The 13,495-nt window shown below is 56.5% G+C and carries 13 protein-coding genes; 4 read left to right on the forward strand and 9 right to left on the reverse strand.

Annotated elements, in window-relative coordinates; translation table 11 throughout:
* Positions 1-64 precede the first annotated feature (64 nt).
* The 8 genes from JHL21_RS13160 to JHL21_RS13195 form a co-directional block, all read right to left on the reverse strand.
* Complete coding sequence (locus tag JHL21_RS13160) at positions 65-2,164, reverse strand: methyl-accepting chemotaxis protein (RefSeq protein ID WP_367948192.1); 2,100 nt, start codon at positions 2,162-2,164, stop codon at positions 65-67.
* A complete protein-coding gene (locus tag JHL21_RS13165; RefSeq protein WP_248308998.1) occupies positions 2,164-2,652 on the reverse strand; it encodes a chemotaxis protein CheW in 489 nt (162 codons plus the stop codon). Before JHL21_RS13165 ends, JHL21_RS13160 begins: the two co-directional genes overlap by 1 nt.
* Positions 2,649-4,628 (reverse strand): chemotaxis protein CheA, encoded by a 1,980-nt coding sequence (locus JHL21_RS13170; protein WP_200213922.1) that lies wholly within the window; start codon positions 4,626-4,628, stop codon positions 2,649-2,651. The genes JHL21_RS13165 and JHL21_RS13170 overlap by 4 nt, the downstream gene beginning before the upstream one ends.
* Positions 4,625-4,993, reverse strand: coding sequence for a response regulator (locus JHL21_RS13175; RefSeq protein WP_200213924.1), 369 nt, complete (start codon positions 4,991-4,993; stop codon positions 4,625-4,627). The genes JHL21_RS13170 and JHL21_RS13175 overlap by 4 nt, the downstream gene beginning before the upstream one ends.
* Positions 4,994-5,004: 11 nt before the next feature.
* Entirely contained in the window at positions 5,005-5,325 is a 321-nt protein-coding gene (locus JHL21_RS13180) for an STAS domain-containing protein (protein ID WP_200213926.1), read from the reverse strand.
* A 643-nt stretch (positions 5,326-5,968) separates the two neighbouring features.
* On the reverse strand, positions 5,969-6,436 hold the full coding sequence (gene eco, locus JHL21_RS13185) for a serine protease inhibitor ecotin (RefSeq protein ID WP_200213928.1): 468 nt from the start codon (positions 6,434-6,436) through the stop codon (positions 5,969-5,971).
* Positions 6,437-6,613: 177 nt separating this feature from the next.
* Positions 6,614-6,877, reverse strand: a complete 264-nt coding sequence (locus JHL21_RS13190) for a PepSY domain-containing protein (protein WP_200213930.1) — start codon at positions 6,875-6,877, stop codon at positions 6,614-6,616.
* Between the two features lie 171 nt (positions 6,878-7,048).
* Entirely contained in the window at positions 7,049-7,951 is a 903-nt protein-coding gene (locus JHL21_RS13195; protein ID WP_200213932.1) for a PfkB family carbohydrate kinase, read from the reverse strand.
* Positions 7,952-8,627: 676 nt separating this feature from the next.
* On the opposite strand from JHL21_RS13195, the gene JHL21_RS13200 reads away from it, so the two are divergent.
* From JHL21_RS13200 to JHL21_RS13215, 4 genes are all read left to right on the forward strand, one after another.
* The gene (locus JHL21_RS13200; RefSeq protein ID WP_200213934.1) at positions 8,628-8,768 is read left to right on the forward strand and encodes a hypothetical protein; all 141 of its coding nucleotides are present in this window, start codon (positions 8,628-8,630) and stop codon (positions 8,766-8,768) included.
* Positions 8,758-9,609, forward strand: coding sequence for a ParB/RepB/Spo0J family partition protein (locus JHL21_RS13205; RefSeq protein ID WP_200213936.1), 852 nt, complete (start codon positions 8,758-8,760; stop codon positions 9,607-9,609). Before JHL21_RS13200 ends, JHL21_RS13205 begins: the two co-directional genes overlap by 11 nt.
* A 313-nt stretch (positions 9,610-9,922) precedes the next feature.
* Complete coding sequence (locus JHL21_RS13210) at positions 9,923-10,480, forward strand: recombinase family protein (protein ID WP_200213938.1); 558 nt, start codon at positions 9,923-9,925, stop codon at positions 10,478-10,480.
* Between the two features lie 87 nt (positions 10,481-10,567).
* A complete protein-coding gene (locus tag JHL21_RS13215; protein ID WP_200213940.1) occupies positions 10,568-11,365 on the forward strand; it encodes a hypothetical protein in 798 nt (265 codons plus the stop codon).
* A gap of 95 nt (positions 11,366-11,460) precedes the next feature.
* Here JHL21_RS13215 and JHL21_RS13220 read toward each other — a convergent pair whose 3' ends face one another.
* Positions 11,461-13,158: a site-specific integrase gene (locus JHL21_RS13220; RefSeq protein WP_200213941.1), complete on the reverse strand. Its 1,698-nt coding sequence runs from the start codon at positions 13,156-13,158 to the stop codon at positions 11,461-11,463.
* Between the last annotated feature and the right edge of the window lie 337 nt (positions 13,159-13,495).

Consider the following 13,495-nt stretch of genomic DNA (forward strand, 5'->3'; position numbering starts at 1 on the left):
GCAGCAATCGTTTGTGTGTCCGGCCGCTCAAGAAGAGCGACCGGATCGTTTAAGAGTTGAACGGTCAGACGTTCGGGCGCCGGGCGAACTCGCTGTCGAATTCGTCCTGACCATCATCACTGAGGTCGAGGTCGAAACCGCCACCCTGAGCTGTCTTGGAAGACGCAGCTTCGGACTTGCGGGCTGGCGCACGCACAGGCTTGCTCTTTTCAACCGGCGCTGGATCGACGCGCTTGGTTTCGCGCGCTTCCTCTTCGAGGCGGAAGTAGCTGATCGCCTGTTCGAGCTGTTCGGCCTGCGCCGCCAACTGATCCGAGGTCGACGCCATTTCTTCAGCCGCAGAGGTGTTCTGCTGGGTGACCTTATCAAGCTGCTGGATGGCAGCGTTTACCTGCATGGCGCCAGCACTCTGCTCACGGCTACCCGCCGAGATTTCTTCCACCAATTCAGCGGTGCGCTGAATATCGGGAACCAGCTTTGCAAGCATGTCGCCTGCCGACTGCGCGGCCTTAACCGTCGTGCCCGAAAGGGTCGAGATTTCGGCTGCAGCACTCTGGCTGCGTTCCGCAAGCTTGCGCACTTCGGAGGCCACAACCGCAAATCCACGGCCATGTTCACCAGCGCGCGCCGCTTCCACTGCCGCGTTCAGCGCCAGAAGGTCGGTCTGACGGGCGATTTCCTGCACGACCATGATCTTTTCAGCAATGGTCTGCATGGCGTTGACCGCATTGGTCACGGCTTCACCCGATGCCTTGGCATCAGCGGCCGACTGGCGCGCGATCTTTTCGGTCTGGGTAGCGTTTTCAGCCGACTGCTTGATGGTCGCAGCCATCTGTTCCATCGAGGCCGAAGCTTCTTCCGTGGACGAGGCCTGCTCGGTTGCGCCCTGGCTCAGCTGTTCGGCCGTGGCCGACATTTCCTGGCTGCCCGAGGCAACATTGCGGGTTGCGCTGACCACCTCGGAGACGACTTCACCGAGTTTGACAGTCATCGAGTTGAGCGCCTTGATCAGGTCGCCAACTTCGTCATTGGTCTTCACTTCAACCTTGGCGTTGAGATCGCCGCCGGCGACAGCTTCAGCCAGCTTGACCGCACGACCAAGCGAACGCGTGATGGTGGTGGTGATAAAGATCGCCGCAATGAGGGCCACCAAGGCCGAAATTGCCATCAGACCAAACAGGAAGTTGCGTTCCGTTTCGAAGGTCTGCTTTGCTTCACCGACCGACTTCATCAGATATTGGGCATTGCGATCAATGATCTGATCAATCAGTGCCATAGCTTCGATGCGCAGTGGCGCAGCCCGCTGGGTCGAGATGGTGTACCCAACATAAGCGGAGCGCTGCATCGCCAGATCGACAGCTTCGTCCATCGCACCAGCAAGTTCGGTGAGCTGGGACATTGCCGAAGCGAACACAGCAACTTCATCGCCGATAGCCAAACGCTCAAGACGGGTCACGCCCGAAAGCATGCGATCCAATACGGCGCGGTAATCGTCGTGCATGGCCTGCTGGGTCGCGGGATCATCCGACAGCAGCAGAATATTGCGATGCATAGCAAACACATCGGCAGTGTCGGTGAACATCCGCGTGTAGCCGATATAGGCTTCGAAAGCCTGGTCAGCGCCTGCTGGATCGATCTGCTTGAGATTATCGTAACGGCCCTTGGCCGCTTCGCGCAGCGCCAAAGCGGTCTGCTCAAACTCAATTTCGTGAACCGTAGCGTGCTCAAGGCTTAGCTGCATCGCTTGCCTGTCGCTATCGAGCAAGGCGAGATCGGCGACCTGCTGAGCAAAATCCCAGTACACATCAACGTTTTTGACAAACTGCTCCATGGCGGCCAGATCGACGTCATCGGTCAGGCGGCGACCAACGTTGTCGATAACAAGACGGAGATCTTCGTAGCTGGCGTTGAGCTGATCACGGATGACCACCCGCTCTTCAGGCTCCTTAATGATCAGCAGGGAATTGGCCTGCTGCGACAAGGTCAGGAAACTGGCCTTGAGATTGGCCAGCGTGACCGAGCGCGCAGCGACTTCGCTGATCAAATAGGTGGAATGAGCATTTTGCGTGGAAAGGCTATTGATCGCGAGCATATTGCCCGCGCCCGCCAGGACGACGACGAGACCAAAAACTGCTGCCAGTTTTAGTTTAATGGATAGGCGCACTAAGCGAGCCTTTCTTCTGATGCTGCACTAGGCGCTATTCTGGCGCCCTGACTTTGAAAGATGCGTCCCAGATCGGGAATGATGATGAAGCCGCCGTCGCGCTTGCCGATGGATTTGACCAGTTCGGCGGGCCAGCGCATGCCCACTTTGGGGGCGTCTTCGATAAATTTGCTCTCGATGTCGGTTACGTCGCAGACCTTGTCGGCCAAAACGCCGAGGATGGTCGGCTCGCCATCGATGTCGAGTTCCATGACGACGACACGCGTGTCTTGATCGGCGGGTGGACGGGGCATGTTGAACACGACCCGGAGATCGGTCAGCGGCACCACGCGGCCACGAAAGTTAATCAGATGCCTCGCGAACTCTGGAGCGTTGGGCACGATTGTGACGGGCACAGGCTCAAGGATTTCGCGGACACGCTCGGCTTCGAGGGCGAAGATTTCGTCGCCCAAGCGAATGGTGAGCGCTTTCATATCGGATGGGGTCATGATGCGGCCCTCTCAGAGCGACCAACGTAGCTTTGTCCTGCCGACACGAGATGAGCCGTATCCAGAATGAGCGCGACGGAGCCATCGCCCAAAATGGTAGCGCCCGAGAAGGTGCGGATGCCGCTGTGAAGGCGCGACAGCTGTTTGATCACGGTCTGGTTGTTGCCAATGATCTGATCGACCACGAGACCAACCCGACCTTCGCCCGAAGAGACGATGACCACCTTCTGGTACTCATCGGTCTCGCCTGGGGTTTGGAAGACTTCGCGCAACCGCAGATAGGGAACGAGGCTCCCGCGGATATCGAGGAAATTGCGGCCCGAACGCGTCGCTTCTGCCTCGGCGGTCAGCTCAACACATTCTTCGACGGCGGCGAGAGGGATGGTGTAGAGCCCATCGCCAACGCGGACCAACATGCCTTCGATAATCGCCAAGGTCAGCGGCAAGCGCAGGCTTGCCGTGGTCCCGGCACCGGGATCGGTGTTGAGCTCGATGGTGCCACGCAGACCATCAATGGTGCGCTTAACAACATCCATGCCCACGCCACGTCCGGACAGCGAAGTCACCTGCTGAGCGGTCGAGAAACCGGGCGCGAAAATCAGCTGATAGAGCTCTTGGTCGCTCAGCTTGGCATCGGCAGAGATCAGCCCGTTTTCTTCGGCCTTGGCGCGAATGCGCTGAGCGTCGAGCCCGGCACCATCGTCGGTCACCGAAATGGCGACTTCCGCACCAGAATAGGTCGCGGAAAGGCGCACGATGCCGGTTTCCGATTTGCCGCTCGCGCGGCGACGATCTGGAGATTCCAGACCATGATCCACCGCATTGCGGATCAGGTGCACCAGAGGATCGGCCAAACGTTCGATGACGTTTTTGTCGAGCTCGGTGTCCTCGCCGGCAGTGACAAACTCAATCGGTTTGCCCAGCTCGCTTGAAAGATCATAGACCAAGCGGCGGAAGCGGCTAAACAGCGTGCCAATCGGCACCATGCGAATGCCCATGGTCGTATCGCGCAGACCAGAGGACAGACGCTCCAGATCTTCCGCGACCGATTTCAGCGTCGCATCGTCCGAATGAGCAGCGAGCTGGCTCAGGCGCGCTTGCGCAATCACCAATTCGCCAACCCGATCCATCAGCTCGTCAAGACGCTCCGCTGGCACCCGCAGTGAGGTTGAGGCAGCTTTGTCGCCTGTCGCATCGGCCTTGGCCGAGGCAGCAACCTTCGACACCGAGCTCGGTGCAGGTTCGGAAGGCCCCGAAACGGGCACAGGAGCGGCTTCTGGTGCCAGTTCGACCAGCGTTAATTCCATGGCATCGCGCAGGAACATGAAGACGTCGTCGATCGCACCGCTTGGATCGACAGCGTCAATATCAACGCGCCAGCCGATGTGTGGCACTTCAGGATCGAGCGTATCGAGGGCCGGAACGCGCTCGGTCAGTGCCATGACTTTGGTTGGGCCAATGTCGGCAAGTTCGGCGAGCAAAAGCTGCGGATTGGTGCCAAAAACCAAAGCGTCCGACGGCAGATAAAACTCAAGCCGCCAGGTTCTTATGTCATCCTCTGACACGCGAGGCGCCGCAGGAACGACATCAGCCGCTGGCGCAGTCGCGCTGGAGCCGACGATGACGCGCAGACGCGAGAGAATAGCGTCGCCGTCGACGTCGGTCTCCTCGTCCTCGATCAGCGCGCTAATGTAATCCTTGGCTTCGAGCGCAATATCGATCAGGCGCGAGCTGGCGTCGCTCTGGCCCTTGCGGACGCGATCGAAAGCCGTCTCGAACTCATGGACGAAATTGGCCACCGCGGTGAAGCCGAACATCGCCCCGGAGCCCTTTATGGTATGCAGGGCGCGAAAGCTGGAGTCGATCAACGCACGATTTTGCGGATCTTGCCCAAGGTCAAGCAGCCCGCTTTCGAGCTCTTCCAAAAGATCACGTGCTTCCTGACGGAACGTTTCCGCAGGATCTATCCCGATCATGCGCCCGTGACTTTCTTAATAACCGCAAGCAATTGGTCTTGCTTAAAGGGTTTTACGATCCAACCCGTCGCACCGGCCTCTTTGGCCCGGCGCTTGAGCTCGTCGTCGGACTCGGTGGTCAGCAAAATGATCGGCACGCCCTTGCTGGAGGGGTGCTCACGGAATTTACGGACAAACTCAATGCCGTTCATGACGGGCATGTTGAGATCGGTCAGCACGGCATCGATCGGCTGCGCGATCGCCTTTTCGTAGCCTTCGGCGCCATCGGCAGCCTCAACCACGTCATAACCGGCAGTCATGAGCGTCATCGACACCATCTGCCGAATGGAAGCAGAGTCATCGATGGTCAAAATGGTTTTAGCCATAGTTCAAGCCTTCACTTCTGTTCAGGATTAAGGGGCCAGAACGACAGGTCGGCTTGACCAGCTGACAGCAGCCCCAAGCTTGTAAGCGCGTTCACGAGGGCGGGAGCAAGCGGCTCTGCCATGCGCACTGTGGTCTCGTTTTGATCCGCCAAGCGCCTGGCAGCCAGCAGGGTCTGCACGCTGGTGAGATCAGCATGAGTGACCGCCTGCGTGTCGACGAGGACACTTGCGTGATCTTGAAGGGCCTGACGCAAAATTTCCGCCACATTGGTAGCGGCTTTGACGCCAATGTCGCCGTCAAGACGAAGAATATGCTCGAGCGTACTGGTCATACAGAACCTCGAGACGAGCGGTTGGCGGTGGAAGGCATTCTGTCTTTCTGTCGTTCTTCTGCCGACAGGCGTGAGCGATCCGTCCCTTGCAATTCATCAATTACAAGAAGGAATTCGCACCCATGCTGTGAGCGGCACGCAGTAACTAGCTGCCGCTCATGAATCAGACGTTACTTTTGTTGTGCGCTTACAAAGGGTTATGAAGTCGAGGCACTTGGTTAACAATCAACTTCGACAAGTGAATCCAAGAAATTAGATTCTACTGGCGAGTTAATTCAGCACCACTTCTCACTGACCGAGCCACTACCGCTTCGGGCACCCAACTAAACACTAAAGCAAAGCTTGTTTTTCACCGCGCAAGACAGCCGGCGGTGACTCTGGGCTCAAGGCCCGGGAAGAGATACAACTGTCGCGCGGACCACAGCACCTGCGCAGAACGACGCAAAAATGCTGTTTTTGTCCTCTAACGCTGACCCAAGTGTGAAGGCACTGAGCCGACTGCGACAAGATAGCCCGCCTCAAGAAATCCCTTAAATTTCGAGCGCTCCGAACGCGCAAGCACACGTTACAAAAACGGCGCACCTGAGGTACGCCGTTCCAAAAGAGCTCTAAAGTCCGCGTCAACCCAGACGGGCTGGAAACGCTATTTTACGATCTGCTCTGCATCGGCACGCCAGACGCGGAAACGCAGCTCAACATCCTCGGGCGTATAGACAACGACAGGCAGCTTGCTGTTGTAGCGCACCAAATCTTCATCGACGCTGCGCACGAAGGCTTCACGCTTGGAGTCATCGGGGCACCCCATCATGGTCGAAGCGCCGTTACCGAGTTCGTCGAGCACATAGTAATTGTAGCCCCAACCCTCGGCAGTTTCCTCATCGAGCTCACCGCCAAACATATGATGGTTACAGTCGATCTCCATCGTCTTGCCAACGATCAACTCCAGCTTGAGCTGGTCTTCGTTTTCTTCGGGGGGCAGGACGATGACATGTTGCTTCTGACCGGGTTTAGCCGCTGGATAGGGCGACAAATCAGGACCGGACTGAGCAAATCCCGCACCAGTGGCAGCACTCATGACAATACCGGCGAGGAACAAAGGCACGAATTTCATAAACAAGTCCAAGTTTGAGGCAGATGCTGAACCAACACCCTAACTTGGAAAAAGTTTAGTCACGAAGAGGCGACTAACTTTTGAAACCCCAAATCCCCAGCACTGAGGATAAAGGCCCTGCTCTGAAAAGAGACAAGGCTCCCGGTCATCAAGCTCCGGAAGCCTTGTCTCAAAAAATTAGCGGGTTACGGGACGCAGAGTGTCCTTGTCCACGAAGATCAGCTTCGTCGAACCATCGGCGTCAGCGGCTTCAACGCGGATCACTTCACCCCATGCTTCAACGCTGGTGGCATTGATGCCCTGCTCAGCCAGAAGAACGGTGGTGGCATAGGTCGAGCGGCCGAACACTTCGTCCTTGGAGAAGTGGCTTTCTGCGAAAGCTGCGGTCGAAGTGAAAGCGACGGTCGCGACGGTTGCGATTGCGAGGGCCTTGAGTGACATAGGTTAAATCCTTTTTGTATGTCGTTCGTGGCCAAGATATGGGGCCGTACGCGACACAAAAAAGAAGGCGTTTTCACAACGAACTGTGCAGTTTTGCAGAACAATCACATTATATTGATAATGATTGCAAAACCAATCTCGAGTCAACAGTGTCGTCCGCTGCGGCCGTTTCTAATCCGCTAATGCCGCGAGAACGGCATCTCGATGGGGCGCCCCAAGGCGTCCACCAAAGGTTTTACATTTGAGAGCCGCTGCGACATTGGCGAATGCAATCGCTTCGCGGATGCTTTGACCTTCTGCAATGGCGAGCGTGAAGGCGCCGTGGAAGACGTCGCCCGCCGCAAGCGTATCGATAGAGTCTACTCTTGGAGGGCGCAGCTGGCAGAGCGCGCCGTTTTCCTGCCAATAACAGCCGTCTGCACCGTCGGTGATCGCGATAAAACCCGCGTATCGCGCGGTAAGAACAGCGAGTGCCTCCACCACGCTGTCTCGTTCTGCAACTTTCAAGGCGGCGGGCGCAGAAAAGACGGTATGTGTCGCCAGTTTTGCGAGCCGATCAATAACGTCCACCGGTCCAATATCGGCATCAAGGACTGCGATTTTTCCGGCTTCACATGCGAGCGATAGCACGCGCTCTGCACCCTCGGGCCATCGCACATCAACCTGGACCCCGTCTGCCCCTTGAACCAAAGCCTCTGGTATCCAGGCCGGATCTGCGCCTAAGCCCTTATCATAATAGGGCAGGACAAGGCGCTCCCCTGCAGCGTCGACAACGACCGCGCTGAGCGGAGTGGCCACTCCATCAAACCGACGTACAAAAGCGCAATCGACACCCTCGCCCATAACCTCGCGCAAGAACTGATCGCCCATGAGGTCATTGCCAATTCGGGCGATCAGCGACACGTCACCACCCAGTCGGCGGGCTGCAATAGCGGCACTGGTCGCCATGCCATGCGCAGCCTGAACCATCGCCTTTGGCATGATCTTGCCCGGTCCCGTCGGCAGGCTATCGACAGAAAAGATCATGTCGATGGTCGCAGCACCTGAGAAAACGAGTTTGGGCGATGGAGACATTACGCGCTCGCAGAAATGAGCAACGGGCACAAGCCCGCGGCTAAGGGTCGTCATTGGTGTGCGATAAGGTGCGGGCCCATAACCTGAGCCGCCCCTTTTTGGGGGCCGATTGAAACTCGCCCTCGCGCGTCAATCATAGACAAGCGCTAGACCAAGGCAATCAGTCGTGCTGGAGGTGGAGGGGCTCAACGCACTCGCCTCTCGGCAGAGTTCACACTGCGAGCCTTGCGGAAGCGTCTCAAAGGAAACGCTCTCAGCGCCAAAACGGCGCTTGAGGGCCATAGCGGGACACCCGACGGCGATTTTGGGCACACTGATGACGCCCGCGCTGTAGCAGTTCAATGGAACAGCAGGATGGTCAAGGCAGTGATATAATGGGACGTTACAAACTCTGGGCATTCCAGAGTGAAGTGGCGGAGAGGGGGGGAGTTTCCTGACCGACGCCTGAAGTCCAGCATTTCCGAGCCTTTCAGCCTTCTGCTGCGACGAGGCTTGTAGCATAAAACTGTAGCATTGCCAGCAATTTGACCCCCCCGTCTTCGGTTGATTACGTACCCATAATGAGGACATAGAACGCTCATCCGAGCGCGTCCCTCCGCCCACCTTTTTCGGGCGCTTCCCCCAATCTACACCGTTCGTAACCGGGCATCCCTGAGCGGTGCCCGCAGGATTTCCTATGACCATCAACACCTCTTTCGGGCGCAGCTTCGTGCTGGCCATCGTCGGCGCTTGCCCGCAGAACCACTCGCTCCTCTGCTGGGCGATTGCCTTAATCCAGTCCACCGCACATCACTCGGAGCGCTTCCATGTCCGCTAAGGCCGAAAGACGAACATACGACAGCATCGCCTCTGCCATCGAGACGCTGGAAAAGACCCTCGCAGCGTATCCCCAACCACCGCAACCACCAGTCCATGGTCTCCGCGTGTCGGAAATCATCGTCTGCGAGACGTTGTTCCAAAGACGCGACCAATGGGCAAACAAGCTTGGCCGCGAAGAGCACATTCGCGAACTCAAGCGAGCGATCAAGGACGATCCCACAGGCATGGAACCCATCGATGTCTGGTGGGGGGGCGACGGATGGTACCTTGTAGACGGGCATCATCGTCATCAGGCTTACGAACGCCTATCATTCACCGGGCGAGTACCCGTCAGGGTAGTGTCTGGCTCTTTGAATGCGGCCCTCGCTCACGTGGGCCTGAGCAACACTCGGAACAAGCTACCGATGAACAACGCAGAGCGCATGACGCTGGCCGTGTTCTACGTATGCCTCATGCCCGAGAAGTCCCTACGCGAGATCGCCAAGATCAGCGGCGTTGGCAAAACGCAGGTGGCCAAGATCCGTAAAGCTGTCGATCAACTGGTTTCCGAAGGCCACCGCCGAATGACCCTCGCTGATGAAAGCTGGGAGAGCATCCGACGCCAATGCAATCACTTTGAGACCGTAGAACGGGACCACGACCTAGAGACACGCATGAAAGCAAACGACATCAAAGAGGCCCTCAAGCCCGTCCTCGGGCGGACACCTCACTTCCAAACTGAGGCTATGATCATGGCGCTGATGGAACTCTCCCCGCAGCTCTGGCGGTCCATCAGTGACATTGCGATCCACCGGCACGAAGCCGAGGATGACATCGACGAGGAAGACCTCGAGTACTGACCTGCTGAAGTCCGGCGGTGTCCACCACTGAATGTCCATTGTGGACACCTCGGACCTTTTTGGTGACGGCATGTGTAAGCATATTCCTACAAGTGCCCATGCGCTGATTTCCCCCGTGCCCCACCCTGATGGGACCCGTCCGTTTCCTATGCCGCGAGGCTGGAGTGGGCGGGCCTCATTTTTCGTCCGACATGAGTATACCCTAAAAAGACACAACAACGACGCCCCAAGAGCGTCCGACATGGCTTGACTTGATACTTATCGGACATTATTCCGCAACGGTCTTAAACCTTTTCGAACACAACAGGACACCATGAAGATCGGCTATGCTCGCGTTTCATCCACTTGTCAAAACGAAGCGGCTCAGGCCGACCTGCTGATCAACAATGGCGTAGAGGAGTTGTTCATCGACAAGGCGAGCGGCACATCTCGTGAAGGACGCCCGAAGCTCGAAGAGGCAATCCGGTATGCTCGCTCTGGCGATGTCCTGCTGGTGACACGGCTGGATCGCTTAGCCCGGTCAGTTGTCGACCTCCACAGCATCAGCAAGGAACTTGAGGCCAAGGGCGTTGATCTGATCGTCACTGAGCAGAGCATCGACACGACAACACCAACAGGTCGGCTGATGTTCAACATGCTGGCCGCCATCGCTGAGTTCGAGACAGACTTGCGCAAGGAAAGGCAACTTGAAGGCATCGCAAAGGCGAAGCAGGAAGGCCGCTACAAGGGCCGTCCGGTAACTGTGGACGCAGAGGCCATCCGCTCAGCTTTGGCCGCTGGAGAGACTCCTACGGCCGTCGCTAAGCGCCTCAACGTGGCGAGATCAACGGTGTATCGCCTAGCGACATCAACGGCTACCACCAAAACCTGAAACTAAGACACCGGCTACATATGGATCTTTTATTTTCATTGTCCAACAGCTAGTTATGTAGAATTTACCAGACATGCAAAGCACGTGATGAAGATTTGGAAGATACGTAAGCTGTTAAATGCATCCGGTTGGTTTTGCGTAGTCTTCTTATCAGGGACACTTCTGGGAATTGTTCTGGTTGCTTTTCTTCCGGGTATGCCGTGGCTAACGAACATCAACGTTGCGAACCATGCCAGCATTGACCTCGCGCAACTAGATCTTCAGGCCCAAATGAGCATGGCTGGCGCGGCATGGTGGATGGTAGCGATTACCTCAGTCGCAACAGTCGCAGGAACAATGAGCCTTTATTTGATTTACCGGACACTACTGGAGGCCCAACGCAGCGCTACTGCAGCAGTAGATTCCAACCGAATACAGAGAGAGTTTAGTCTCGCAGAACTACGTGCGTATCTATCGGTCAGTCGAGTAACAATCCGAGCCGACATAGACGGGTCATTTCTGATCGAGTTTTTCTACGAAAACTCAGGAAGCACTCCCGCAACCAACATTGCTACACAACTTACGATTGCAATCTCAGGATACGCAGCTGACGGAAGTCTAATCGAAATAACATCCATAGCCGCCCCAGAAAATCGGTCAGACTTACCTGCTACGGGCAAGGCACACGGCAAACATTTAACGTCGGTGGACGCTATCGCCGAAGGCGTTGCATTCGAGCTACCTCAGCGCACTACAATCCTATGCCACCTCATAATCACCTATAAAGACATCTTCGGAAACAACCACCCGACCAAAGACAGTCTCAGCAATGTGTCATACTGCGCCAGAATATCTTTTGACGATGCGAGTTACGAACACGCCATATCGATGTTTAAGATACACTGACAGAAACACCAAAAGAACGAAGGAGTGCAGCAGCACAAAGAAACGCACTATACCCCACGCGCCGATCCCCTCACCCCCAGAACGACCTCACGCGCTCACCATGACGCAAAGCTAACCTTCTCCATCTGGTCCTTGAGCAACGCCACCGGGTAACCACCGCTCCCGTAACGATCAGCCTCGCCGCCTTGCGAGTGACCTTGGATCGCGTTGATGTACTCCATCGGCACACCGCCAGCACGACAAGCGTCCTCAAACGTGTGGCGGAAGCTATGGAAGCTGTTCTTCTTGGTTTTCACGTCGCAAGCTTTGAGGAAGTTGCTAAACCACTTGGAGAACGCTGACGAGTACGTGCCGTCTGCGGCCTTCTCGATGTCGGGGAACAGACGTTTTTGCTTGGCAGACCTAGCCCGCTGCACGAACTTCAAAAATCCAGCAGATACAAGCTGGCTATGAATGGGGATGTTGCGGCGAGCATTCGCATTCTTGACCCGACGGTCGTCACCCTCTTCAGCCCCAGGCATCAAGCTGAGGTAAGCCACATCGCCCTCGAACTTCACGTCCTCTACGTGGAGCTGCACGATCTCAGCGAGACGAGCGCCAGTGTAAAGCCCCACCAGCGGAACCCAATAGCGACCGCTGTCGACTGGCACGAAGTTGCCCTTCTGCTTCCAGTTGTGCAGCGACAAACACCCACGATACAGCGGAGCTGAGAAGATCGCAGTTAGGTCGTACGACGTAAACGCATCACGCTCATCCCGAGCCGAACTTTTCGGAAGCGTCAGCTTGACCATCGGACTGCCCGACACTTCATCGTAGTTGCCCTCCGCCCACGTCCAGAATGCCCCTACGAACTGCATGTTCTTCGCTGCGTTCTTTAGGCTCATCGGTTCTAGGCCAAGCTGGGCGGACTTCTCTACGGCCTTGCTGAAGCTCAGCAACTTCAGTTCTGGTTGCTTGGTCCAGTTGGCGGGAAGCGCTTGCAGTGCCGCCTTGAACGCTCTGCCATCCGCTTTGGTGTAGTCACCCAGATACCTATCCCCCACCAAATCCATGAACCAGCCAATTGCCACCTCATTCGCTTTTGCGGTTTTGTCGGTCCAGCCCGGACGCTTGTCTAAGACCCAAGCCTTTGCGGCATCGCTTAGCATGACCCCACCCGCCGTACGGACAACAGGTGTGTCGACCACGGGAGTGTCGATCAGCTCACCTTGGTTTCGCAGCACGATGTCCTTGTAAGCCTTGATCTCTGCCCGCTGGATCGCCGCCACGACCTTTTTGCGACTTATGGAACTCTTGGACAAGCTGATGTGGAAGCCATCCCAGCTCAGAACCTCATCCACCTCGGCGTCATAGAACACGTCAGACATTCTACGCGGCAATTGATGCTGCACATACTCTAGCGAGTCAGCCACTTGCAGCTCGTACTCATCGAAGGACGGTGCTGGCAGCTCCAGCATTTCACCATCATAAAACCCGCCATCGCGCCGCTGATCATCCTCCTCAAGCAGGTAGACGTAGTAGGCTTGCTCGACAGTCTTCAGCTCCGCATCGGTCAACTCATCGCGAGTAGTGACCACCACATTGTGGCGACGACGATGCTCTTTAAACCGCGCATCCACCTCAGCAGCCGCAACGCGGACGCGCAATATCGCTTCTCGCGGGTCTTTGGTCTTCAACGAGAAGGTTTCTTCTGTCTTCCGATAGGTGTCGCGGATGTCCAACGGCACCGAAGCACGGTGATAGTAGACGCCCTTACGGACCATTAGTCGGGGATGTTTTGGCACGTCAGTCATGCCCTCACTGTAACAGTTCACTGGAACAGCAGGAAGGCTAAGGTACTGGACTTGCAGGAAATCAAGGAGCTCTGGGCATTCCAGAGTGAAGTGGCGGAGAGGGGGGGATTCGAACCCATTTCCACCGTAAGCCATTGCCCCGTAATATAAAAAGGTCAACTAAGACTCGCCACTGTGACGGTCAGATGTGACAGTATAGGTCCAGCGGCTCGCGTACAAGCTACACGTAAGCTCGGATTTCGATGGTCCAATTGCGCCTATATGAAAATGGCTTTGAGACTAAGAACACCAAAGTAATCGGAAGCCACGAACGTCGGACCGGAGCGCTCACACGCAC

It is taken from the genome of Devosia sp. WQ 349K1 (assembly GCF_016595685.1).
In the GTDB taxonomy this organism is placed as follows: Bacteria; Pseudomonadota; Alphaproteobacteria; order Rhizobiales; family Devosiaceae; genus Devosia.

Coding starts and splice junctions, on each gene's coding strand:
- JHL21_RS13205 (WP_200213936.1), top strand. CDS start 8,758: ATGTCCGCTAAGGCCGAAAGACGAACATACGACAGCATCGCCTCTGCC.
- JHL21_RS13170 (WP_200213922.1), bottom strand. CDS start 4,628: ATGATCGGGATAGATCCTGCGGAAACGTTCCGTCAGGAAGCACGTGAT.
- JHL21_RS13175 (WP_200213924.1), bottom strand. CDS start 4,993: ATGGCTAAAACCATTTTGACCATCGATGACTCTGCTTCCATTCGGCAG.
- JHL21_RS13180 (WP_200213926.1), bottom strand. CDS start 5,325: ATGACCAGTACGCTCGAGCATATTCTTCGTCTTGACGGCGACATTGGC.
- eco (WP_200213928.1), bottom strand. CDS start 6,436: ATGAAATTCGTGCCTTTGTTCCTCGCCGGTATTGTCATGAGTGCTGCC.
- JHL21_RS13200 (WP_200213934.1), top strand. CDS start 8,628: ATGACCATCAACACCTCTTTCGGGCGCAGCTTCGTGCTGGCCATCGTC.
- JHL21_RS13195 (WP_200213932.1), bottom strand. CDS start 7,951: ATGTCTCCATCGCCCAAACTCGTTTTCTCAGGTGCTGCGACCATCGAC.
- JHL21_RS13165 (WP_248308998.1), bottom strand. CDS start 2,652: ATGACCCCATCCGATATGAAAGCGCTCACCATTCGCTTGGGCGACGAA.
- JHL21_RS13220 (WP_200213941.1), bottom strand. CDS start 13,158: ATGACTGACGTGCCAAAACATCCCCGACTAATGGTCCGTAAGGGCGTC.
- JHL21_RS13215 (WP_200213940.1), top strand. CDS start 10,568: ATGAAGATTTGGAAGATACGTAAGCTGTTAAATGCATCCGGTTGGTTT.
- JHL21_RS13190 (WP_200213930.1), bottom strand. CDS start 6,877: ATGTCACTCAAGGCCCTCGCAATCGCAACCGTCGCGACCGTCGCTTTC.
- JHL21_RS13210 (WP_200213938.1), top strand. CDS start 9,923: ATGAAGATCGGCTATGCTCGCGTTTCATCCACTTGTCAAAACGAAGCG.